The organism is Nocardioides sp. CFH 31398 (genome assembly GCF_022436705.1).
Lineage (GTDB): Bacteria > Actinomycetota > Actinomycetes > Propionibacteriales > Nocardioidaceae > Nocardioides.
In genome coordinates this window covers 103,070-123,027 of sequence record NZ_JAKUHT010000012.1, presented here as the reverse complement: position 1 = coordinate 123,027, position 19,958 = coordinate 103,070, and the positions used below count along the sequence as shown (strand labels likewise).

Annotated in this window: 24 protein-coding genes and 1 tRNA gene; 6 read left to right on the top strand and 19 right to left on the bottom strand. The window is 73.7% G+C overall.

Annotated features, from left to right (window positions below):
• Nucleotides 1–99: 99 nt before the first annotated feature.
• From MJ876_RS11650 to MJ876_RS11620, 7 genes are all read right to left on the bottom strand, one after another.
• Complete coding sequence (locus MJ876_RS11650; RefSeq protein WP_240236457.1) at nt 100–3,300, bottom strand: M14 family metallopeptidase; 3,201 nt, start codon at nt 3,298–3,300, stop codon at nt 100–102.
• Between the two features lie 68 nt (nt 3,301–3,368).
• A complete protein-coding gene (locus MJ876_RS11645; protein ID WP_240236647.1) occupies nt 3,369–3,671 on the bottom strand; it encodes a co-chaperone GroES in 303 nt (100 codons plus the stop codon).
• Nucleotides 3,672–3,703: 32 nt separating this feature from the next.
• Nucleotides 3,704–3,952, bottom strand: a complete 249-nt coding sequence (locus MJ876_RS11640; RefSeq protein ID WP_240236456.1) for a DUF3618 domain-containing protein — start codon at nt 3,950–3,952, stop codon at nt 3,704–3,706.
• A gap of 50 nt (nt 3,953–4,002) precedes the next feature.
• Complete coding sequence (locus tag MJ876_RS11635) at nt 4,003–4,782, bottom strand: energy-coupling factor ABC transporter ATP-binding protein (RefSeq protein ID WP_240236455.1); 780 nt, start codon at nt 4,780–4,782, stop codon at nt 4,003–4,005.
• Nucleotides 4,779–5,459: a cobalt ECF transporter T component CbiQ gene (gene cbiQ, locus MJ876_RS11630; RefSeq protein WP_240236454.1), complete on the bottom strand. Its 681-nt coding sequence runs from the start codon at nt 5,457–5,459 to the stop codon at nt 4,779–4,781. The genes MJ876_RS11635 and cbiQ overlap by 4 nt, the downstream gene beginning before the upstream one ends.
• A complete protein-coding gene (locus MJ876_RS11625) occupies nt 5,456–5,791 on the bottom strand; it encodes a PDGLE domain-containing protein (RefSeq protein WP_240236453.1) in 336 nt (111 codons plus the stop codon). The genes cbiQ and MJ876_RS11625 overlap by 4 nt, the downstream gene beginning before the upstream one ends.
• Entirely contained in the window at nt 5,788–6,495 is a 708-nt protein-coding gene (locus MJ876_RS11620) for an energy-coupling factor ABC transporter permease (protein WP_240236452.1), read from the bottom strand. The genes MJ876_RS11625 and MJ876_RS11620 overlap by 4 nt, the downstream gene beginning before the upstream one ends.
• A 60-nt stretch (nt 6,496–6,555) precedes the next feature.
• Here MJ876_RS11620 and bcp point away from each other — a divergent pair, with 60 nt between their 5' ends.
• On the top strand, nt 6,556–7,026 hold the full coding sequence (gene bcp, locus MJ876_RS11615) for a thioredoxin-dependent thiol peroxidase (protein WP_240236451.1): 471 nt from the start codon (nt 6,556–6,558) through the stop codon (nt 7,024–7,026).
• A 24-nt stretch (nt 7,027–7,050) separates the two neighbouring features.
• Here bcp and MJ876_RS11610 read toward each other — a convergent pair.
• Nucleotides 7,051–7,132 (bottom strand) — tRNA-Leu (locus MJ876_RS11610).
• 12 nt (nt 7,133–7,144) lie between these two features.
• Nucleotides 7,145–7,531, bottom strand: a complete 387-nt coding sequence (locus tag MJ876_RS11605) for a pyridoxamine 5'-phosphate oxidase family protein (protein WP_240236450.1) — start codon at nt 7,529–7,531, stop codon at nt 7,145–7,147.
• A 56-nt stretch (nt 7,532–7,587) separates the two neighbouring features.
• On the opposite strand from MJ876_RS11605, the gene MJ876_RS11600 reads away from it, so the two are divergent.
• Nucleotides 7,588–7,998 (top strand): GNAT family N-acetyltransferase, encoded by a 411-nt coding sequence (locus MJ876_RS11600; protein ID WP_240236449.1) that lies wholly within the window; start codon nt 7,588–7,590, stop codon nt 7,996–7,998.
• Between the two features lie 52 nt (nt 7,999–8,050).
• Here the strand turns inward: MJ876_RS11600 and MJ876_RS11595 are convergent, their stop codons facing one another.
• From MJ876_RS11595 to MJ876_RS11580, 4 genes are read right to left on the bottom strand one after another with little or no spacing between them, the layout of a single operon-like run.
• Complete coding sequence (locus MJ876_RS11595; RefSeq protein WP_240236448.1) at nt 8,051–8,674, bottom strand: non-canonical purine NTP pyrophosphatase; 624 nt, start codon at nt 8,672–8,674, stop codon at nt 8,051–8,053.
• Nucleotides 8,671–9,411, bottom strand: coding sequence for a ribonuclease PH (rph, locus tag MJ876_RS11590; RefSeq protein ID WP_240236447.1), 741 nt, complete (start codon nt 9,409–9,411; stop codon nt 8,671–8,673). The genes MJ876_RS11595 and rph overlap by 4 nt, the downstream gene beginning before the upstream one ends.
• Nucleotides 9,412–9,434: 23 nt before the next feature.
• A complete protein-coding gene (locus tag MJ876_RS11585) occupies nt 9,435–10,286 on the bottom strand; it encodes an ABC transporter permease (RefSeq protein WP_240236446.1) in 852 nt (283 codons plus the stop codon).
• Entirely contained in the window at nt 10,283–11,218 is a 936-nt protein-coding gene (locus tag MJ876_RS11580; RefSeq protein WP_240236445.1) for an ABC transporter ATP-binding protein, read from the bottom strand. Before MJ876_RS11580 ends, MJ876_RS11585 begins: the two co-directional genes overlap by 4 nt.
• 142 nt (nt 11,219–11,360) lie before the next feature.
• Between MJ876_RS11580 and MJ876_RS11575 the strand changes: the two genes are divergently transcribed.
• Entirely contained in the window at nt 11,361–12,539 is a 1,179-nt protein-coding gene (locus tag MJ876_RS11575; protein WP_240236444.1) for a sensor histidine kinase, read from the top strand.
• Nucleotides 12,536–13,231, top strand: a complete 696-nt coding sequence (locus tag MJ876_RS11570) for a response regulator transcription factor (RefSeq protein ID WP_308192597.1) — start codon at nt 12,536–12,538, stop codon at nt 13,229–13,231. The genes MJ876_RS11575 and MJ876_RS11570 overlap by 4 nt, the downstream gene beginning before the upstream one ends.
• 69 nt (nt 13,232–13,300) lie before the next feature.
• On the opposite strand, the gene MJ876_RS11565 is transcribed toward MJ876_RS11570, so the two are convergent.
• The 3 genes from MJ876_RS11565 to murI all read right to left on the bottom strand — a co-directional run bounded on the left by MJ876_RS11565 (nt 13,301) and on the right by murI (nt 15,426).
• Complete coding sequence (locus MJ876_RS11565) at nt 13,301–13,747, bottom strand: hypothetical protein (RefSeq protein ID WP_240236443.1); 447 nt, start codon at nt 13,745–13,747, stop codon at nt 13,301–13,303.
• Nucleotides 13,748–13,825: 78 nt separating this feature from the next.
• Nucleotides 13,826–14,602 carry an MBL fold metallo-hydrolase gene (locus tag MJ876_RS11560; RefSeq protein WP_240236442.1) on the bottom strand — a complete coding sequence of 259 codons (777 nt, stop codon included), beginning with the start codon at nt 14,600–14,602 and terminating at the stop codon, nt 13,826–13,828.
• Nucleotides 14,599–15,426 (bottom strand): glutamate racemase, encoded by an 828-nt coding sequence (murI, locus tag MJ876_RS11555; protein WP_240236441.1) that lies wholly within the window; start codon nt 15,424–15,426, stop codon nt 14,599–14,601. The genes MJ876_RS11560 and murI overlap by 4 nt, the downstream gene beginning before the upstream one ends.
• 64 nt (nt 15,427–15,490) lie before the next feature.
• Here murI and MJ876_RS11550 point away from each other — a divergent pair, with 64 nt between their 5' ends.
• Nucleotides 15,491–16,600: an alkaline phosphatase family protein gene (locus MJ876_RS11550; protein WP_240236440.1), complete on the top strand. Its 1,110-nt coding sequence runs from the start codon at nt 15,491–15,493 to the stop codon at nt 16,598–16,600.
• Between the two features lie 47 nt (nt 16,601–16,647).
• On the opposite strand, the gene MJ876_RS11545 is transcribed toward MJ876_RS11550, so the two are convergent.
• Nucleotides 16,648–17,628: a ribose-phosphate pyrophosphokinase gene (locus tag MJ876_RS11545; protein ID WP_240236439.1), complete on the bottom strand. Its 981-nt coding sequence runs from the start codon at nt 17,626–17,628 to the stop codon at nt 16,648–16,650.
• 9 nt (nt 17,629–17,637) lie between these two features.
• On the bottom strand, nt 17,638–18,513 hold the full coding sequence (locus tag MJ876_RS11540) for a DUF3152 domain-containing protein (protein WP_240236438.1): 876 nt from the start codon (nt 18,511–18,513) through the stop codon (nt 17,638–17,640).
• Nucleotides 18,514–18,588: 75 nt separating this feature from the next.
• Here MJ876_RS11540 and MJ876_RS11535 point away from each other — a divergent pair, with 75 nt between their 5' ends.
• Nucleotides 18,589–18,954, top strand: coding sequence for a hypothetical protein (locus MJ876_RS11535; RefSeq protein WP_240236437.1), 366 nt, complete (start codon nt 18,589–18,591; stop codon nt 18,952–18,954).
• Here the strand turns inward: MJ876_RS11535 and MJ876_RS11530 are convergent.
• Nucleotides 18,939–19,886, bottom strand: coding sequence for a PLP-dependent cysteine synthase family protein (locus MJ876_RS11530; RefSeq protein ID WP_240236436.1), 948 nt, complete (start codon nt 19,884–19,886; stop codon nt 18,939–18,941). The two genes, MJ876_RS11535 and MJ876_RS11530, sit on opposite strands and share 16 nt — an antisense overlap.
• Nucleotides 19,887–19,958 lie beyond the last annotated feature (72 nt).

Here is a 19,958-nt window from a genome sequence, read left to right as displayed (position 1 = left end):
CCTGGGCGACGAACGCGCGTCGGGGCCACCAGGAGCGTGTCGTCCGTGACTCACCCCTCACGTCACGGACGACACGCTGTGAGGACCGACGGTCGCCGGTCAGTCGAGCAGCTCGTCCAACGAGCGCTGGACCAGCTGGGCGCGCTGGGGGGCGCGCTCCACCTGCTCCAGGCCGAAGCCGAGCAGCACCGTGTCCTCCGTGACGGTGGACCCGATGTTCTCGATGAGGCTCCCGCCGATCTCCCACGCGGTGGTCTGCGGCGGGCTGGAGGCCGGCGGGGTGCCGGGGGCCCAGTCGCTGGTCGCGCCCTCGAACCCGTCGGCGTCCTCCGCGCCGTCGATCACGACGCGGGTGTCGTCGACGAAGGCACCCACGCCACCCGACGCCGGGTCGGAGACGTAGGTGATCGAGAGCTCCACCTCGGACCCGGCGTACGCCGACAGGTCGTAGGCCAGGTCCTGGTAGCCCTCGCTGTCGCCCGTCAACGCGTTCCACCGTCCCTCCGGGTTGGAGCAGTCGTCCCCGAGGTAGGTCGTGAGGAACGGGTGGCTCTCGAAGAGGAACGCGTCCGCGTCCTCGCACTCCGCCGGGCTGTCGGTGCTCGTCGCGCCCCCGGCCTCCGGCAGCGTCGTCCAGTCGTCACCACCCGCGGTGCGGGCCTCGACGACCAGGAAGTCGTACTCCGGCTCGGTGCTCCACGACCCGAGGAACTCGAGGCTGGCCGCGGTCGTGCCCGCCGGGACGTCCACCGTCCGGGTGAGGCGGGCGTAGGCCTCGTCGGCGTGCAGGACGCCGGCGTACCGCTCCCCCTCTGCCGGCGCGAACGGGCCGCCCTCGACCTCGTAGAGACCGGCACCGCGGCTCCGGAACTGCGGGAACTGCGCGGGCGGCAGGACCTGGCTCGTCGGGAGGAAGACCCCCGCCTCGTCCAGCGGGTTGTCGCCCTCGACGACCGGACCGCCCAGCACCGTGCTCGTGCCCAGGAACGGCGACCCGGTGCCCTCGAATCCGGACGGCCCCGACGTCGACGTCCGCTGGAACGCACCGAGGTAGTACTGACGGAAGTCGTCGGCCAGGATCAGGCAGTCGTCGAAGAAGCTGCTCGACACGACGCAGTCGGCGGTCGGGTCCCCGTTGAGGCCGTAGTACAGGCCGCCCACGGCGTCGGAGATGCCGGGCACCCCTTCGAACTGGGCGGTCTCGCCGGCGTGGACGAGCTTGCCGCCCTCGTTGACGAAGTCGCGCACCGCGAGCGTCAGGTACTGCTCCCGCTCCGCCACGGACAGGTCCTCGAAGTCGCCGAGCGGGGTCTCGGTGACCTCGTCGTCGGGGTCCTGGGTGATCCGGTTGTCGCCCAGGTACCAGAGGACCGCGTCGTAGTGCGACAGCGCGCCGAGGTGGTGCGGGATCCCGTCGGCGTCGACGTCCCAGACGTCGGCGGTGTAGCCGGCGTCCTCGACCGCCTGCACGTGGGCCTCGTCGTACTTCGGCTCGTCGGTGCCCTCCGGGTACGTCGGGTTGACGCCGGTGTAGTCCTCGTCGGCGATCACCAGGACGTCGGCCCCGGTGCTCGACCTCACCGTGTAGGTGAACCGCTCGCTGGCCACCGTGCGGGCGTTCCCACCGCGGCCCTTGTCGCCGGCGAACCAGACCGTCACCTCGTCGCCGGGCCGGGCGCCGGTGACGACGCCGCGGTACTCCGCGTAGTAGACCCGGTTGTCGGTGCCGTAGCGCTCGCCGCCCCTCCACTCGCGGGCGGGCACGGTGCGCACGGGCCCCGAGCCGATGCGGTAGCGCATCCGGTGGTCGCGCAGCGCCCGCTTGGCGGTGACCGCCACGGGCTGGCGACCGCCGAGCGAGGTCTCGAAGGGGTCGGTGACGAAGTCGGCGGCCCGGCGGCCGGTGACCGTCCGCGGGTCGTCCGGGTCCGCGGCCGAGCGCGCGACCGACATCGCGAAGGGGATGTTCTTCTCGAACTCGCCCTGCACGAGGTCCTCGTCGTCGGGGAACTCGAAGCCGCTGTTGCAGTCCTCGGCCTCCCACTCGTCGTCCGGGTCCACCTCGGACGCCGCCTCGCAGGTGGACATCTCGGGCGTGAACCCCAGGGAGTCGTAGGCCTCGGTGATGCCGGAGTCCGTGTCGCCGTTGGTGGTGTAGAGCTCGGCGGACAGGTCCGGGTCGTAGCCGGGGACCGCCGGGTCGGCGTCGTCGCCGGCGAGCGCCTCGTAGATGACGTCGTCCGGGCTCGGCGTGGCGACCTGCCACCCGGTGCCGTAGAGCAGCAGCTCGGCGGCCGAGTGGTAGTTGACGACGAACTCGAAGCCGACGCGGCCCGCGAAGCGGTCGAGGGCCTGCGTCTCGGGCTCGGACGCCGGGGAGGCGCCGCGGTAGGTCTCGCTCGACGGGTTCGGCGACGAGCCCTCGTTGTCGTAGCCCCACTTCGCGGGCCAGTTGCGGTTCAGGTCGACGCCGTCGCCGGGCGCGATCTCACCGTCGGCGTTGTTGTCGCGGAGGTTCTTGCGCCACAGCCGGTTGCCCTCGGTGAAGGTGTAGTCGTAGCCGTCGGGGTTGGCGACCGGGAGGAACCACAGCTCGTTCCGGGCGAGCAGCTGACGCATCGCCGGCTTCGAGCGCGCCTCGCGCAGGACGTGGGCGAGCAGCCGCGTGGTCATCTCCGGCGTGATCCACTCGCGGGCGTGCTGCGCCGACAGGTACAGCACCGCGGGTCGGCTGCCGTCGGCGACGCGGTCGGCGCCGGCCGTCACCTTGATCGCGTCGATCGGCTTGCCCCGGAGGGTGCGACCGATCGTGACCGGCTTCGTGTAGCCGGGGAAGCGGGCGGCGAGCGCGCGGACCTCGGCGCGGAGCCCGCCCCTGCCCGAGTACCGCTGCCAGACGTCGTACCCGGCGGCGCCCTCGGCGTCCGCCCGCTCCGAGGCGGTCATGCCCCCGGTGGTCTTCGGCTCCAGCTCGATGCCGTCGGCGGCCAGGCGGGCGGCCTGCGCACCGGTCAGGACGAGCTCGACGCCGACCGGCGCGTCCTCGTCGTCCTGCCCGGAGCCCTCGACGGGCGAGAGCAGCAGCTCGTGGCGGTCGACGCCGGTCGCGACGAGGTCCGTGAGCTGGTCGGGTCGGACCTGGCCGACGTACACCTCGAGGCGGTCCGACCCGCTGCTGCGGGCCGACCGCTCCTCCGCCTCGCCCTCCTCGGCGGTGGAGGTGGCGGGGACCCCTGCGAGCAGCGCGGCGAGCAGCGCGCCCATCGTGGCGAGACCGGCGAGACGGGGTGCAGGACGCACGAGGACCTCCGGGGGTCAGAGTGAGATCCTGGGCCACACTCTTCTCGTTGCTGGGTCCTGTCAAGCAGTCACAGGTACAGGCCGGTGTCGGACGCGCCGAGGCGGTCGGCCGCCACCCCGTGGACGTCACGCTCGCGCATCACGACGTACGTCTCGCCGTGGATCTCGACCTCGGCCTTGTCGACGGGGTCGTAGAGGACGCGGTCCCCGGTCTGGACGGTGCGCGCCTGCGGCCCGCAGGCGACGACGCGGGACCACGCCAGGCGGCGGGCGCTGCCCATCGCCGCGGTCGCCGGGATGACGATGCCGCCGGACGACGTCCGCTCGCCGGCGTCCTTGTCGACCTCGACGAGGAGCCGGTCGTGCAGCATCTCGATCGGGGTCTTCTCCACGCCGGAGGCGCTCACTTCGTCACGTAGCGGACCAGCGCGAAGAACCCCACGACGCCGGCGACGCCGCCGACGACCTTCAGGATGTTGTCGGTGCGGGGCTCACCGGTGCGCGCGTCGACGAAGAAGCCCTTGATGCTGGCGACCTCGCGCTGGGCGATGGTCTTCGGGTGGGCCCGGTAGAGCAGCTGGTCGATGTTGGCCGCCAGCCGGTCGCGCGTGTTCTCGATCTCGGTCTCGAGACCGGACAGCTCCTTGCTCACGTGTGCACCTCTCGCCTGGCCGCTCGGACCCCAGTGTCCCGGGCACGCTATCAGCGGGCCCGGGGCCCCTCGGCGGCCCGCCGGGGGTCGAACCCGAAGGGGAGCTCCAGCCGGTGCCTCCGCATCAGCTCGCCGTCGTCGAGGACGTCGACCGTGGGGCCGTCGGCGACGACGACACCGCCGTCCAGCACGACCGAGCGGTCGCACAGCTCGAGGGCGTACGGCAGGTCGTGGGTCACCATCAGGACCGTCACGTCCAGACCCCGCAGGACGTCGGCGAGCTCCCGCCGCGAGGCCGGGTCGAGGTTGGACGACGGCTCGTCGAGCACCAGGACGTCGGGCCGCATGGCGAGCACGGTCGCGACGGCGACCCGTCGGCGCTGGCCGAAGGACAGGTGGTGCGGGGTGCGGTCGACGACGTCCGCCATGCCGACCGCCGCGAGCGACTCGGCGACCCGCTGGTCGAGCTCGGCGCCGCGCAGGCCGAGGTTGCGGGGCCCGAACTCGACGTCCGCGCGGACGGTGCCCATGAAGAGCTGGTCGTCGGGGTCCTGGAAGACGACCCCGACCCGGCGCCGGACCTCGGCGACGTGGTCGCCGGTGACGGGCAGGCCGCTGACGTGGACGCTTCCCGCACCCGGGGTGAGGATCCCGTTCAGGTGGAGGACCAGGGTCGTCTTGCCGGCACCGTTCGGGCCGAGGAGCGCCACCCGCTCGCCGCTCCCCACCCGCAGGTCGACGCCGTACAGCGCCTGGTGGCCGTCGGGATAGGCGTGGGCGAGGCCGCGGACGTCGAGGACCGGCGGGCCTGGGGTCGAGGGCGGGGTCACCGGGACCCTCCGGGAGCCCGGCCCGGCACGTGGCCGCGGGCCAGCATCGCGAGGTGGACGCGCTCGCCCCGCTCGTAGGAGCGGATGAAGAGCGCCCCCAGCGACCGGGCGAGCACGGGCCAGTGGCGCGGGCGGCGCGGCTCGAGGCCGCGGGCGCGCATGGCGACCGTCATCCGTCCCATCTCACCGGTGACGACCTCGAGGTAGCGGAGCATGAAGCCGGTGATCTGGACCAGCAGCGCGGGCACCCGGAGGCGGGTCAACCCGTCGACGAGCTCCTGCGCGGTGGTGGTGGCGGCGAGGGTGAGCGAGGCGACGACGCCGATGGTGGCCTTGGCGAGGAACGCCCCGGCCGCGACGAGGCCCGGCTCCGACAGCGCCAGCCCGAGGACGTCGACGCGCGGGCCGGTCGCCACGAAGGGCACGAGCAGGGCGAACACCACGAAGGGCGTCTCGACCAGCATGCGGGGTGCGATGTGGCGCGGCGGCACCCGCGAGACCAGCACCACCGCGGCCACCGCGACCGCGGGGACGACGTGCCAGGCGAGCTGCTCGCGCGGGATCGCGACCACGGCGAGCATGACGGCGACCAGCGCGACGAGCTTGAGGTGCGCCGGGGTCCGGTGCAGCGGCCCGTCGCCGGGGTGGTGCCAGAGGTGGCCGTGCGCGCCGCTCACCGGCGGCGACGGCGGACGACGAGGGCGACGGCGGTCATGAGGAGCAGCACCACGGCGCACCCGACGACCCCGGCGACGGCGCCCGAGAGCCAGGAGTTGTCCACGCCCTCGGTCCGGTAGTCCGACAGCGGGCCGCCTGCGGTGGCGCTGTCGCGGCCGGCGTCGGCGAAACCGGTCTGCCCGGCGACGAACTCGAGCCCGTCGGGGTGGCCGCTGGCGAACCAGCTGATGCCCCCGGCGACGAGGACGCACACCAGCAGCCCGAGCACCCAGGCGGTGCGACCGCTCAGGCGGCGCCCCCTGCGCTCCTCGGCCGGTGCCGGCGCGCTCATGCCGGGGCCCCGGGGCGGGCCGCGGCGCCGGTGCGGATCTCGAGCTCCGGGGCGGGCAGCACGGCGCGCGCGCCGTGGACCAGGTCCGGCCGGACGGCGACCACGGCGGCGACCACGAGGGCCGTGACCACGGCCTCGCCGACGCCGATGACCGCGTGCCAGGTGAGCATCGCGGCCGCGACGGCGCCGAGCGACACGGGGACGGTGCCCCCGACCGCGAACAGCCCGGTGAAGACCAGGGCGGCGGCCGGGACGCTCAGGAACGCGCCCACCGCCGCCGCCGGCGCGACGGACGCCGGCCGCTTCGGGAGCACCGCGGCGGCGCCGCGGAAGGCGAACCAGCCGACCCACACCCCCACCAGGCCCATCAGCGTGATGTTCGTGCCCAGCGCCGTGATGCCGCCGTCCGCCATCAGCAGGGCCTGGACGCCGAGGACCACCGACAGGCACAGCGTGCCGGTCCAGGGCCCGACGAGCACCGCGGCGAGCGCGCCGCCCAGGAGGTGCCCGCTGGTGCCCGCCCCGACCGGGAAGTTGACCATCTGGGCGGCGAACACGAACGTCGCCACGAGGCCGGCCATGGGGGCGGTACGGTCGTCCAGCTCGCGGCGGGCGCCGCGGAGCGCGAGGGCGATGCCGGCGGCCGCGACGGCTCCGGTGGCCACGGACGTCGGAGCGTCGAGGAATCCGTCAGGGACGTGCATGAGCCCAAACTAGGTTGTTGCCCATAGTTCGCAATACCCCCCGACTGGCTAGGAGATCCTGTGAGCGACCGCCTCTCCCCCGGCGACCCGGCACCCGACTTCACGCTGGGCGACGACGCCGGGGCCACCACGACGCTCTCCGACCTGCGCGGGCGGAAGGTCATCGTGTACTTCTACCCGGCCGCGATGACCCCGGGCTGCACGAAGCAGGCCTGCGACTTCAGCGACTCCCTGGAGTCGTTGCGCGGCGAGGGCTACGAGGTGCTCGGCATCTCCCCCGACAAGCCGGAGAAGCTCGCGAAGTTCCGCGAGCGCGACGGCCTCGGCATCACGCTGCTCTCCGACCCCGACAGGTCGGTCATGCAGACCTACGGCGCGTTCGGCGAGAAGAAGCTCTACGGCAAGGTCGTGGAGGGCGTCATCCGGTCCACGGTCGTGGTGGACGAGCAGGGGACGGTCGAGCTCGCGCAGTACAACGTCAAGGCCACCGGCCACGTCGCCAAGCTGCGCCGCGACCTCGGTCTCGACTGACGTCGGCCCGACCTCGCCGCTCGGTGCCGGAGGCGGGACTCGAACCCGCACACCCGAAGGCACAGGAACCTAAATCCTGCGTGTCTGCCAGTTCCACCACTCCGGCCCGGACGGGATCCTACGAGCCGGTGAGCACCCGCTCGACGGCGACGACCAGCACGCAGGTGCCCCATCCGTCGGGCTCGCCGTAGCGGGCGTCGTACGACGCCCGGGCGCGCGCCAGCACCTCCGGGTCGTCCGGCACCCAGGCCGTGCCCTCGAGCGTCGCCCACGCGGCGTGCGGGGTGTGCTCGGCGACGCTCGCCCTGCCGGTGCGTCGCACCACCCGCGCCTTGACCGTGTCCGGGCGGGTCAGCACGAGCACGCGCGCCCCGTCCTCGTCGACGTGCAGCACCGACCTCACCGGCGTGAGGTGGGGGCTGCCGTCGGCCCGCACCACGCCCAACGTGCCGACGCGGGGCGTCGAGAAGAGGGCACTGACCGCCGGGTCGAGGACGAGGCTCACGCCACGACGCTAGGAGCTCGACCGCGCTCGAGGTCAAGGGCGCTAGCGTCGCCGCCATGGCGACGGTCGAGGTGGTGCCCTTCGAGGACGAGCACGCGCCCGCCGTCGCACGCCTCGCCACGGCGGTGCAGTGGCCGAGCCTCACCGACCCCGACGTCGTCACCCGGGTCTGCACCGCCCCGGGGGCGGTCTCGTACGTCGCCCTCGACGCCTCCCACGGCCTCGTGGGGTGGGCGCAGGCGCTGACCGACGGGGAGCTGCAGGCGCACCTGAGCTTCCTCGCCGTCCTCCCCGACCACCGCCGGCGGGGGATCGGGATGCTGCTGACCGTGGCGACCTTCCAGGCCACCGGCGCCAAGCGGGTCGACCTCGTCACCGACGGCGCGGCCGCCGGCTTCTACGTCCGGCTCCCCCACACGCGCCTCGAGGGCTACCGGCTCTACCCCGGCGGCGCGGAGGCGACCTGAGGCGGTAGAGCGCTGACCGGGCCCCCGCGAGGGAGCGACCACCCGGACCGGGTCAGGTGAGCACCCTCGCGAGGATCGGGGTCATCGCGCGCAGGGCGTGGCCCCGGTGGCTGATGGCGTCCTTGTCGTCGCGGGAGAGCTCGGCCGTGGTGAGGCCGGGCCGGTCGTCGGCCGTGAAGAGGACGTCGTACCCGAAGCCGCCGGAGCCGCGGACCTCCCGCTCGACGCGGCCGTCCATCCGCCCCTCCACGACCTCCTCGACCGGCTGGTCGACGGGCCCGTGCACCAGGGCCATCGCGCACGCGAAGTGCCCGCCGCGGCGCTCGTCGGGGACGTCGGCGAGCTGGTCGAGCAGCAGGCGGTTGTTGCGGGCGTCGTCCTTCGGAGGGCCGCTCCAGCGCGCCGAGAGCACCCCGGGCATCCCGTTGAGGGCGTCGACGCAGAGTCCGGAGTCGTCGGCGAGCGACGGCCAGCCGGTCAGGGCGTGGGCGGCGCGGGCCTTGATCAGGGCGTTCTCCGCGAACGTCGCGCCGTCCTCGACCGGCTCGCTCCAGGCGTCGGGGTCGGGCAGGTCGGCGAGACCGAGCACCTCCACGCCCGGCACGAGCGGGACGACGATGCGGCGCAGCTCCTCGAGCTTCTTCGCGTTGCCCGACGCGAGCAGGACGCGGCTCATCGGCCGCCGGGCTCGCCGGCGAGCGCCTCGCGCTGCAGCCGGGTGAGGTCGCCGCAGCCCTTCTCCGCGAGGGCGAGCAGGCTGTCCAGCTCGGCACGCGAGAACGCCGCGCCCTCCGCGGTGCCCTGCACCTCGACGAAGCCGCCGTCGCCGGTCATCACGACGTTCATGTCGGTGTCGGCGCGCACGTCCTCGGAGTACGGCAGGTCCAGGCGCGGGACGCCGTCGATGATGCCGACGCTGATCGCGGCCACCGACCCGGTGAGCGGCTCGCCGGTCAGCGCGCCCGTCGATCGGAGGTGGGACACGGCGTCGGCGAGGGCGACGTACGCCCCGGTGATGGCCGCGGTGCGGGTGCCGCCATCGGCCTGGAGGACGTCGCAGTCGAGCTGGATGGTGTTCTCCCCCAGCGCCTTGTAGTCGACGACGGCGCGCAGGCTGCGGCCGATCAGGCGGGAGATCTCGTGGGTGCGGCCGCCGATGCGGCCCTTGACCGACTCGCGATCGCTGCGGGTGTTCGTCGAGGCGGGGAGCATCGCGTACTCGGCGGTGACCCAGCCGAGGCCCGAGCCCTTGCGCCAGCGGGGCACGCCCTCGGAGGCGGAGGCGGCGCACAGCACCCGGGTCCGGCCGAACTCGACGAGCACGGAGCCCGCCGCGTGGTCCAGCCAGCCCCGGGTGAGGCGCACCTCGCGCAGCTGGTCGTCGGCACGTCCGTCTGCTCGCGTGACAGTCATGCCGACGACCCTAGGTCCCGCTGCTACTTGATCTCGGCGCGGGCGACGCGGCGCCCGCCCAGCACCATCGGGAGCACGACCCAGATCAGGGTCGCGACGGCCAGCTGGGCGTACGTCGTCCCGGTGACCTCCAGCGCCGGGACACCCGGGCCGGCACCGCCGCCGCCGAGGAGCGGCGCCATGGCGTAGTTCAGGTCGATCCACGGCAGGACGTCCGGGCCCCAGGAGACCAGGGCGTAGACCGGGCCGTAGACCATGAACGGCAGCAGCAGCGAGACGACGTAGAAGACCGCGATCGAGGCCGGGGTGCTGAGGATCAGCATGGCCAGGCCGAAGGCCATCAGGAAGTACAGCAGCTGGCTGACGACGGTCCAGAAGAACTCGGAGCCGTCGACGTTCCAGGTCACCTCGTTGCCGCTGAGCCCGCCGTACACGACGTTCGCCACGGCGCCGAGCGCGGCGGCGAGCACCATCGTGCCGATCACGAGCAGGACGACCGCGGCGAGCTTCGCGCCGATGATCTTGAGGCGGTGCGGCTCGAGGGTGAACGACACGAGGCCGGTGCGCTGGCTCCACTCGGCCGTGACCGAGAGGATCGCGAAGATCGGCAGCAACAGCGACAGCGGGACGGTCATCACCTGCACCCAGCCGTTGGCGGTGATGCCGATGTCGTTGGCGAGGACGACGACCATGACGATGGCGGTGATCGCCAGCAGCAGCAGTCCGCTGACCAGCAGCAGCCAGAAGCCGGCCCGCGTGTCGACCATCTTGCGCAGCTCGACGCGGACGGTGCGGCTGAACGGGACCTTCGGGGTGCTCGAGACGTCGAGCGTGCGGACGCCGCGCGGCGCGGCGTCGGGGGTGACGGTGCTCATCGGGGGCCTCCCTGGGTGGTGGCGGCGCCGGCCGGGACGGCCTCGCGCTGGGTGTCGGCGGTGAGCTCGAGGAAGAGGTCCTCGAGCCCGCGGCCCTCGGTGGCGCGCAGGTCGACGAGCGCGACCTGCGCCTCGAGGGCGACCTGGCCGACGACGGCGGGCGGGGCGCCGACGCGCAGACCGGCCCCGGCGACGGCGACCTCGTGCCCGGCGGCGGCGAGAGCCTTGCCGAGCAGGTCGTTGTCGGACGCCTGCACGAGCGTGCCGCCGTCGCCCTGGGCGGCGAGCAGCTGGGCCTTGTTGCCCTGGGCCACGATGCGGCCGCGGCCGATGAGGATCATCTCGTCGGCGATCTGCTCGACCTCGTGCAGCAGGTGGCTGGACAGCAGGACGGCGCCGCCGCGGTCGGCGTACGACTTGAGCAGGCCGCGCATCCAGCGGATGCCGGCGGGGTCGAGGCCGTTGGCGGGCTCGTCGAGGATCAGCACCTCCGGGTCGCCGAGCAGGGCGTGGGCGATGCCGAGGCGCTGGCGCATGCCGAGCGAGTAGTTCTTGATGCGCCGCTTCGCCTCCTTGTCGTCGAGGCTCACCAGCTCGAGCATCTCGTCGACGCGGGAGGAGGGCAGACCCATCGTCCGCGCGCCGAGCGTGAGCACTTCGCGGCCCGTGCGGCCCGCGTGCTGCGCGGAGGCGTCGAGCAGGACGCCGACGTGGCGGCCCGGGTTGGGGATGTCGCGGTAGCGGTGGCCGCCGATGGTGACCGAGCCACCGGTGGGCGGGGTGAGGCCCGTCATGACGCGCATGGTCGTCGTCTTGCCGGCGCCGTTGGGGCCGAGGAAGCCGGTGACCCGGCCGGCCTGGGCCGTGAAGCTGACGTCGTCGACGGCGGTGAACCCGCCGTAGGACTTCGTGAGGTGGTCGACTGTGATCATGGCTCCAGCCTGTCGGCCCGGGCGCCGCCCGGCATCGGTCCGGGGTCTGCACCTGGGGGCGCCGCGCGCGACCAAAGTAGGGGGTGCCGCGCGACCGCGGACGGCATCGCCGGAGGCGTGGCCGCGGCTACCGTGACCTGCGATGGAGACCCAGCCCGAGGCGCGCGTGCCGCCACCCCCGCCGCCGATCTCGGCGTGGGGCCACGCGGGCCGCGCGCTCGGGGTGCTGGCCATCAGCGCGGTCGCGCTGGGCGGCGCCGTCGCCGAGGGCGACCGGGCCACCCTGTGGACCGTCCTGGCCGAGGTGACCGCCGGCGTCGCGGCGTACGTCGCGGTGTTCTGGCGACGACGGGCCCCGATGACGGTGGCGGTCCTCACCAACGTGCTGGCGATGGTCTCCGGGATCGCGGCCGGCCCGGCGGTCCTGGCCACGGTGTCGGTGGCCACCCGGCGCATCCCCCGCGAGCTCGTGGTGGTCGCCGTGGTCGCGCTCGGTTCCGCCGAGGTCTACGCGCTGCTCACCCCCGCCGGTGACGAGCCGCAGTGGCTGACCAGCTCGGCCAACCTGGTCGCGACGGCCGCGATCCTCGGCTGGGGCATGTACATCGGGTCGCGCCGCGAGCTGCTCTGGACCCTGCGGCAGCGCGCCGAACGGGCGGAGGCGGAGCAGGAGCTGCGGGTCTCCCGCGCCCGCGTCGGCGAGCGCACCCAGATCGCCCGGGAGATGCACGACGTGCTCGCGCACCGCATCTCCCAGATCTCCATGCACGCCGGCGCCCTCGCCATCCGTGACGACCTCGGCGCCGACGAGCTCCGCGACGGCGCCGCGACCATCCGCGAGCGCGCCAACGAGGCGCTCACCGACCTGCGCGACGTCCTCGGCGTGCTGCGTGACGCCGAGTCCGGGGAGCTCACCGGCCGCCCGCAGCCGACGTACGCCGACCTGGGCGAGCTGGTCAGCCGGGCACGACAGGACGGGTTGCGGGTCGACCTGGACGACCGGGTCGCGGAGCCCGCGGCCGTGCCGGGGGGCGTCGGCCGCACGGTCTACCGGATCGTCCAGGAGGGCCTGACGAACGCGGCGAAGCACTCGCCCGGCACCACGGTCACCGTCACCGTCACCGGGGGCCCGGAGGACGGGGTGACCGTGGAGGTCTGCAACCCGCGGCCGGTGGGGCGTCCGGCCGGGCCGCGGCCGCCGGGCTCGGGCCTGGGGCTGCTCGGCCTCTCGGAGCGCACCGCGCTGCGCGGCGGACGGCTGACGCACCGCGGCGACGGCGAGAGGTTCGTCCTGCGAGGGTGGGTGCCGTGGCCGGGGTGAGCGACGGTGCGCGCGAGGGCGGGGAGGTCTCCGTCCTGCTGGTCGACGACGACCCGCTGGTGCGCCAGGCGCTCGCCCTCATGCTCGGCGGCCAGCCGGACCTGCGGGTCGTCGGCGAGGCGGAGAACGGGCGCGAGGCCCTGGCCAGGGTCCGCGACCTGCGGCCGCAGGTCGTGCTGATGGACATCCGGATGCCCGTCATGGACGGGCTCGAGGCGACGCGCGCGCTGCACGCCGACGACCGGGCGGTCCCGCCACCACGGGTCGTCGTCCTGACGACCTTCGACGCCGACGAGTACGTCGTCGGCGCGGTCGCCGCCGGCGCCGACGGCTTCCTGATGAAGGACACCGCCCCGACCGACCTGATCGCCGCCGTACGACGGGTGGCCGCGGGCGAGCCGATGATGTCGCCCTCCGCCACGGCCACGCTCGTGCGCCGCGTGCGCGAGGAGGCCGCCGCCCAGGGCCCGAACCGCCAGGCGGAGGCCGAGGCCGCCCTCGCCGGGCTGACCGAGCGGGAGCGGGAGGTCGCGGTCGCCGTCGGCCGGGGGTTGTCCAACGCCGAGATCGGCGCGGAGCTGTTCCTGTCGGTGCCCACGGTCAAGGCCCACGTGTCGCGGCTGTTCGACAAGCTCGGCGCCACCAACCGCGTGCAGATCGCGATGGTCGTCCACGACGCGGGGCTGCTGTAGCCGCACCGCCGGGACGCACGACGGCGCGGGCCGCCCGAGGGCGGGCCCGCGCCGTCGCGGGGTGGAGCGTCAGCTCTTGAAGTAGGCGTTCGCGTCGGGGCGGAACAGGAAGAACAGGATGGCGATCGACAGCACCAGGCTGATGATCTGCACGATGAGCGTGACCGTCCCGAGGGCGGCCGCACCGATGAGGCCGAACAGCCCGAACAGGATGCCGATGGCCGCGAGCACCGTGTAGACGATGCGCGCCCAGTTGTGACCCCGGCCGATGAAGATGGCGAGGATGATCGGGATGCCGACGCCGATCAGCAGGCCGATCAGGCCACCGACGAGGACGGCGCCTCCCGCGTCCTGCTGGTCGATCGCGCTGCCTGCGGCGGACGTGGCCGAGTCGTCGAGGTTGAGGAAGGTGATGACGGCGCTGATCAGGCCGAGCACGATGCTCGCCCAGATGAGCATCACAGCGGTCTGGACGGACTTCGGCCGGGAGGCCCTGCCGGGGGCGTACGAGGACATCTTTCCTCCTTGGGGAAGTGGACCCGGGTGGGTCCTAGGAGAAAAGGTAGGGCACGAAACGCTTGTTCACCGGGATGTTCAGATGTCGTGCACCTGGCCGACGGCCGCCACCTGGACGTCACCGGCGTACACCGTAAGGGCCTCGTCCCGGGCGGCGGGACCCGAGTACCACGGCGGGACGTGCGTGATCACCAGACGAGGCACTCCGGCGCGGTCGGCCAGCTCCCCGCACTCACGCCCCGTGAGGTGGATGCCCGGCGGGTTGTCGTCGGCGTGTCGGAACGAGGCCTCGGCGAGCAGCAGGTCCACGCCCGCCGCGGCGCGGTCGAGGCCGTCGCAGGGGGCGGTGTCGCCGGAGTAGGCCAGGGTCCGGCCACCGGCCGTGACCCGCAGCGCGAAGGCCGTGACCGGGTGCAGCACCGGCTCGGCCCGGACGGCGAACGGGCCGATCTCGAGGTCGTGGCCGGCGGCGTCGTACTCGGCGAAGGCGAAGTCCTCGTGCATGCCCGGGTCGGGGTCGAGGTCGTAGCCGCGCGCGATCCGGTCGGCGACGCCCGCGGGCCCCCAGACCGGGATCCGCGGCTGCTTGCCCTCGGGGTGGTAGCGACGAAGGACGTGGTAGCTGCACAGGTCGAGGCAGTGGTCGGCGTGCAGGTGGCTGAGCAGGACCGCGTCGATGGCGAGCGGGTCCGCGAAGTTCTGCAACGAGCCGAGGGCGCCGTTGCCGAGGTCGAGCAGGACCCGCCAGGTCCGCTCCCCCGTGCCGTCGTCGTGCGGCGCCTCGAGCAGGTAGCAGCTCGCGGGCGAGTCGGGCCCGGGGTAGGAGCCGGAGCACCCGACGACGGTCAACCTCACCGCAGACCCCCCGCGAACTGACCGAACTGGACGGCGCTGGGCAGGTGCGCGCCGAGGAAGCGGCCGCCGACGTGCTCGAACTCGGTGGCGTCACCGGTCGTGAGGAAGCGGTACGTCGCCGGGCCGGCGGTGTCGGGTCGCAGCAGGTCACGATCGACCAGGAGCGAGAACAGGTCCTTCGCGCACTCCTCCGCGCTGCTCACGAGCGTGACGCCGGTGCCCATCACGTACGAGATCACGCCGGTCAGCAGCGGGTAGTGGGTGCACCCCAGCACCAGGGTGTCGATGTCCCGGGCGAGGAGGGGGTCGAGGTAGGAGTGGGCCACCCCGATCAGCTCGGGACCGGCGGTGACGCCGCGCTCGACGTAGTCGACGAACGCCGGGCAGGCCTGGGTCGTGAGGGTGACGTGGCGAGCGGCCGCGAAGGCGTCGTCGTACGCCTGGGACTGCGCGGTCGCGGACGTGCAGATCACGCCGATCCGGCCGGTGCGGCTCGCGGCGGCCGCGCGGCGGGTGGCCGGCAGGATCACCTCCACCACCGGGACGTCGTACCGCTCGCGGGCGTCGCGCAGCATCGCCGCGCTCGCGGAGTTGCAGGCGATGACGAGCGCCTTCACGCCGAGGTGGACGAGGTGGTCGAGGCACTCCAGGGCGTACTCCCGGACCTCCGCGATGGGCTTGGGGCCGTACGGCTGCCGGGCCGTGTCACCGACGTACGTGATCGACTCGTGCGGCAGCTGGTCGACCACCGACCGGGCGACCGTAAGGCCGCCGAAGCCGGAGTCGAAGATGCCGATCGGCGCGTCCGCACTCACCTGGCCCACGGGTGAACGGTACGGCGTGCGCCAGTTGCGCCGCCACGCGACGTTCGTCTCCTACCGTGGTGTCGTGCAGCTCCCCGTCCGGATCCTCGCGATCCTCGCCGCCGTCGTCGCCGTCGCGCTCGTCGCCACCCTGCCCGGCTCGGACGGCGGCGGCCCGCCCTCGCAGGCCGGGAGCACGTCGTCCACCGACGGATCCGACGCAGCCGGCGGGCCGGGCACGGCGGAGTCGACCGCCGCCGACGTCCCGGTCGACGTCCCCGGACCGCTCGCCGCGCCCCGCATGCGCCGCGTCGTCGCCATCTCCGTCGACGGCATGCGCCCCTCGGTGATCGGGCAGCTCGGACGCACGGGGACGCCGTCCCTGCACCGGATGATCGACGAGGGCGCCACGACGCTGGAGGCCCGCACCGCGGTCGAGCAGACCGTGACCCTGCCGAACCACACCGGCATGCTCACCGGCCGCCGCATCGAGACCCGGCAGGGCCACGGCGTCGACGTGAACGAGGACCCCGGCGGCACCGTCTCCTCCAACGCGGGACGCAGGGTCGAGTCGGTCTACTCCACCCTGGCCCGTCGTGACCGGTCCGGGCACCTCTACACGGGCAAGGAGAAGTTCGCGCTCTTCCGACGCTCCTGGCCCGCCGGCATCGCCCGCTACGTCCACATCGAGGGCAGCACGGGCCGCCTGATGGACCAGGCCCGCCGCGACCTGGTGAAGCGACCCCGGCCGTTCTCGTTCGTGCACCTGGCGATCCCCGACGTCATGGGCCATGCCCACGGGTGGGGCAGCGACGAGTACCTCGACGCCGTCCGCTACGTCGACCAGGTGGTCGGCGAGCTGATGGACACGATCGAGTCCCGACCGCGGCTGCGCGACCGGACGACGGTGCTGCTCACCTCCGACCACGGCGGAGCGGGCCTCGGGCACTACGACAACCGGGCCCGGTTCAACTACCGCGTGGCCTTCATGGCCTGGGGGGCCCAGGTGCGGCAGGGCGCCGACCTCTACCGCATCAACCCGTCGTACCGGAACCCCCGCGAGTCACGGCCCGGCTACGCGGGCCCGCAGCCCATCCGCAACGCCGCCATCGGCAACCTCGCGCTCGACCTCCTCGGCGTCCGCGCCATCCCCGGCTCGCGGATCGACGACGAGCAGGACCTCCGGGTGCGCTGAGCGCCGCACCCCGGCGGTCGATCCCGGTGAGGCCGCCCCGGCAGGCGTCAGTCGAAGAGCTTGGGCTGCGGGGGGCCGAGCGAGGGGTCGACGCCGTCGAAGAGGCTGCTGACGGACTCGCCGGCGTGGATGCGCTGGATGGCGCTCGCGAAGAGCGCGGCCACCGAGCGGGTGCGCAGCGCCGGCCAGTCGGCGTCCGGGCGCGGGACGGTGTCGGTGGCGACGACCTCGCTGATCATCGGGTGGTCGCGCAGACGCTCGACGGCCTTGCCGACGAACAAGCCGTGGGTGCAGGCGACGGCAGCGGTCGTGCACCCCTGCTCGGCGAGGCGGTCGAGCAGCTCCACGATCGAGCCGCCGGTGGCGATCTCGTCGTCGAGCACGATGGCGCGCTTGCCCTCGACGTCGCCGACGATCGCGTCGATCACGACCCGGTCGTCGGCGAGCCGCTTCTTGCTGCCGGCCGCGACCGGCAGGCCGAGCAGCCGGGCGAACTGGGAGGCGGTCTTGGCGTTGCCGAAGTCGGGGCTGACGACGACGGCGTCGGTGAGGTCCTGCTCCGCGAAGTGCTCGGCGAGGACGCCGAGAGCCGTCAGGTGGTCGACGGGCACCGAGAAGAACCCGTGCACCTGCGGGGCGTGCAGGGTCATCGTCAGCACCCGGGAGACCCCGGCGGTGGCGAGCAGGTCCGCGACGAGGCGCCCGCCGATGGACAGCCGTGAGGCGTCCTTCTTGTCCGAGCGCGCGTAGGCGTAGTAGGGGATGACCGCGGTGATCTGGGCGGCCGACGCGCCGCGGGCGGCGTCCACCATCAGCAGCAGCTCCATGAGGTGCTCCTGCGTCGGCGGCACCAGCGGCTGGACGATGTAGACGTCACGCTGGCGGCAGTTCACCTGCAGCTGCGCCTGGAGGCAGTCGTTGCTGAAGCGGGTGATCTCGACGGGGCTGAGGTCGACGCCGAGGCCCGCGCAGATCTCGGTGGCGAGCGCCCGGTGGGCTGCTCCGGAGAAGACGACGACCTCGCTCATGACCGGCTCCTAGCGCAGCTCGCCGAGGGTGGGCCACGGGTTGAAGCGACACCCGTCCAGGCCCTTGGACTGCTGCATCATCACGGGTGCGAGCTGCCCACGGCCAGGGCAGCCGACGTGCCCGCGACCCAGCCAGTGCCCCGTCTCGTGGTTCACGACCATGTGGCGGTAGTCGCGACGCGAGCCGCCGGCGCGGTTCCACGCGGGGGACGCCGTGCGCCAGCGCAGCTGGTTGATGATCACGTAGCGACCGACCCGGCACGACCACTGGGCGCTGCACCCCGAGGAGAACCGCGGCACCTCGCCGGCCTCGGCGAGGACCAGCGTGAAGTCGCCGCCCCGCGCCACCTGGCGGAAGCGCACCCCGCGGCCGCGCCAGCCCCGCGCGTCGGCGTACGTCTGCGCGGCCTGCCGACGGAACTCCGCCCGGCTCACGACGATCCGGCCACGGGTCTCGACGTGGTAGGTCACGACGCGGCGGACGCCGGTGCGGTGCTCGACCGGGCCGACCCAGCGCGAGCGGCCGTACGCCGACCCGGCGCCCTCGCGCCACGCCTTCACGCGCACCGAGACCTTGCGGCCGACGTCCTCGGGCTCCACGCGGTGGCGCTGGCCCGTGGCACCACGGATCGGGTCGGGTCCGCGGAACCACTGGAAGCGGACGGTCTGCGGCGGCCTGGTCCACCGGCCCTGGGTGGCGCGGAGCGTCTCGCCGTACCGCAGGGTCCCCTGCACGCGCGGCCTCTCGGTGCTGGCCATCGGTTCGCCACCCCGCAGGTCGGCGCCGCCGCGGACGCGGTCGTCGGCCGCGACGGGGACCGCCGGAGCGACCAGGAGCAGGAGGCTCGCCAGCGCCACCACGAGGACAGGCCGGAGTGCAGTCACCCGCGCAAGCATGCCAGCAGCGCGGTCTGGACCGGGCTTCCCGACGATCCGCCCCCCGGAGGGGACTCGCGGACCGTGACGCAGCCGACCGCCGTGACGGTGGCCCCCCTCGCGGACGTCGACGGCCGGCCCGCCGGCTTCGCGGCGCTCGCGCGGGGCCACCTGCCCGGTGTCACGCACTTCCACGACGACGACCGGGACGCCTCGGCGGCCGTGGCGGCCTGGGGCCTGGCGGTCGCCGCCCGGCACTCGGAGAGCCTGCTCGACCTGACGACCGCGGATCGCGACGAGCTCGAGCGGCTATACACGCAGGACATGGAGGGCGACGAGCCCATCCTGGCCGCGAACCGGCGCCTGGGGTTCGTGCGCGGCTCCGGGTACTGCGAGGTGCCGGTCAGCCTCGGGCGGGCCCGAGGGTCAGCGCCTCACGCCCAGAGCTGACCCTCGAGGCGGTCCTCCGCCTCGTCGATGGTGCCCTCGTAGGCGCCGGTCGACAGGTACTTCCACCCGCCGTCGCACACCACGAACGCGATGTCGGCGGGCTCCCCCGCCTTCACCGCCTTGGCGGCCTGCGCCAGCGCGGCGTGGAGGATGGCGCCGGTCGAGATGCCCGCGAAGATGCCCTCCCGCTCGAGGAGCTCGCGGGTGCGCCGGACGGCGTCCCGCGGCCCGACCGAGAAGCGGGAGTCGATGAGGTCGGCGTCGTACAGCTCGGGGACGAAGCCCTCGTCGAGGTTGCGCAGGCCGTAGACGAGCTCGCCGTACCGCGGCTCGGCGGCGACGATCCGCACGTCCGGCTTGGCCGTGCGGAAGTAGCGGCTGACGCCCATCAGCGTGCCGGTGGTGCCGAGGCCGGCGACGAAGTGCGTGATCCCCGGCAGGTCCTCGAGCAGCTCGGGGCCGGTGGTGCGCTCGTGGGCGAGGGCGTTCGCGGCGTTGCCGTACTGGTAGAGCATCACCCAGTCCGGGTGCTCCTCGGCGACCTGCTTGGCGACGCGCACGGCCTCGTTCGACCCGCCCGCGGCCGGGCTGGAGATGATCTCGGCGCCCCACATGCGCAGCAGCTGGCGCCGCTCCTCGGAGGTGTTCTCCGGCATCACGCAGACGATGCGGTAGCCCTTGAGCGTCGCGGCCATGGCCAGCGAGATGCCCGTGTTGCCGGACGTCGGCTCGAGGATCGTGCACCCGGGACGCAGCGTGCCGTCCTTCTCGGCCTCCTCGATCATGGCCAGCGCGGGGCGGTCCTTGATCGAGCCGGTCGGGTTGCGGTCCTCCAGCTTCGCCCACAGCCGGACGTCGGGCGACGGCGACAGCGTGGGCAGACCGACCAGCGGGGTCCCGCCGACGGAGGCGATGAGGCTGTCGTAGCGCATGGGTTCCAGTCTGTCAGGGGTCGCGCGGACGGCATCGCCCGCGCCACCCGGTGAACCGGGGCCCGCGGGTCG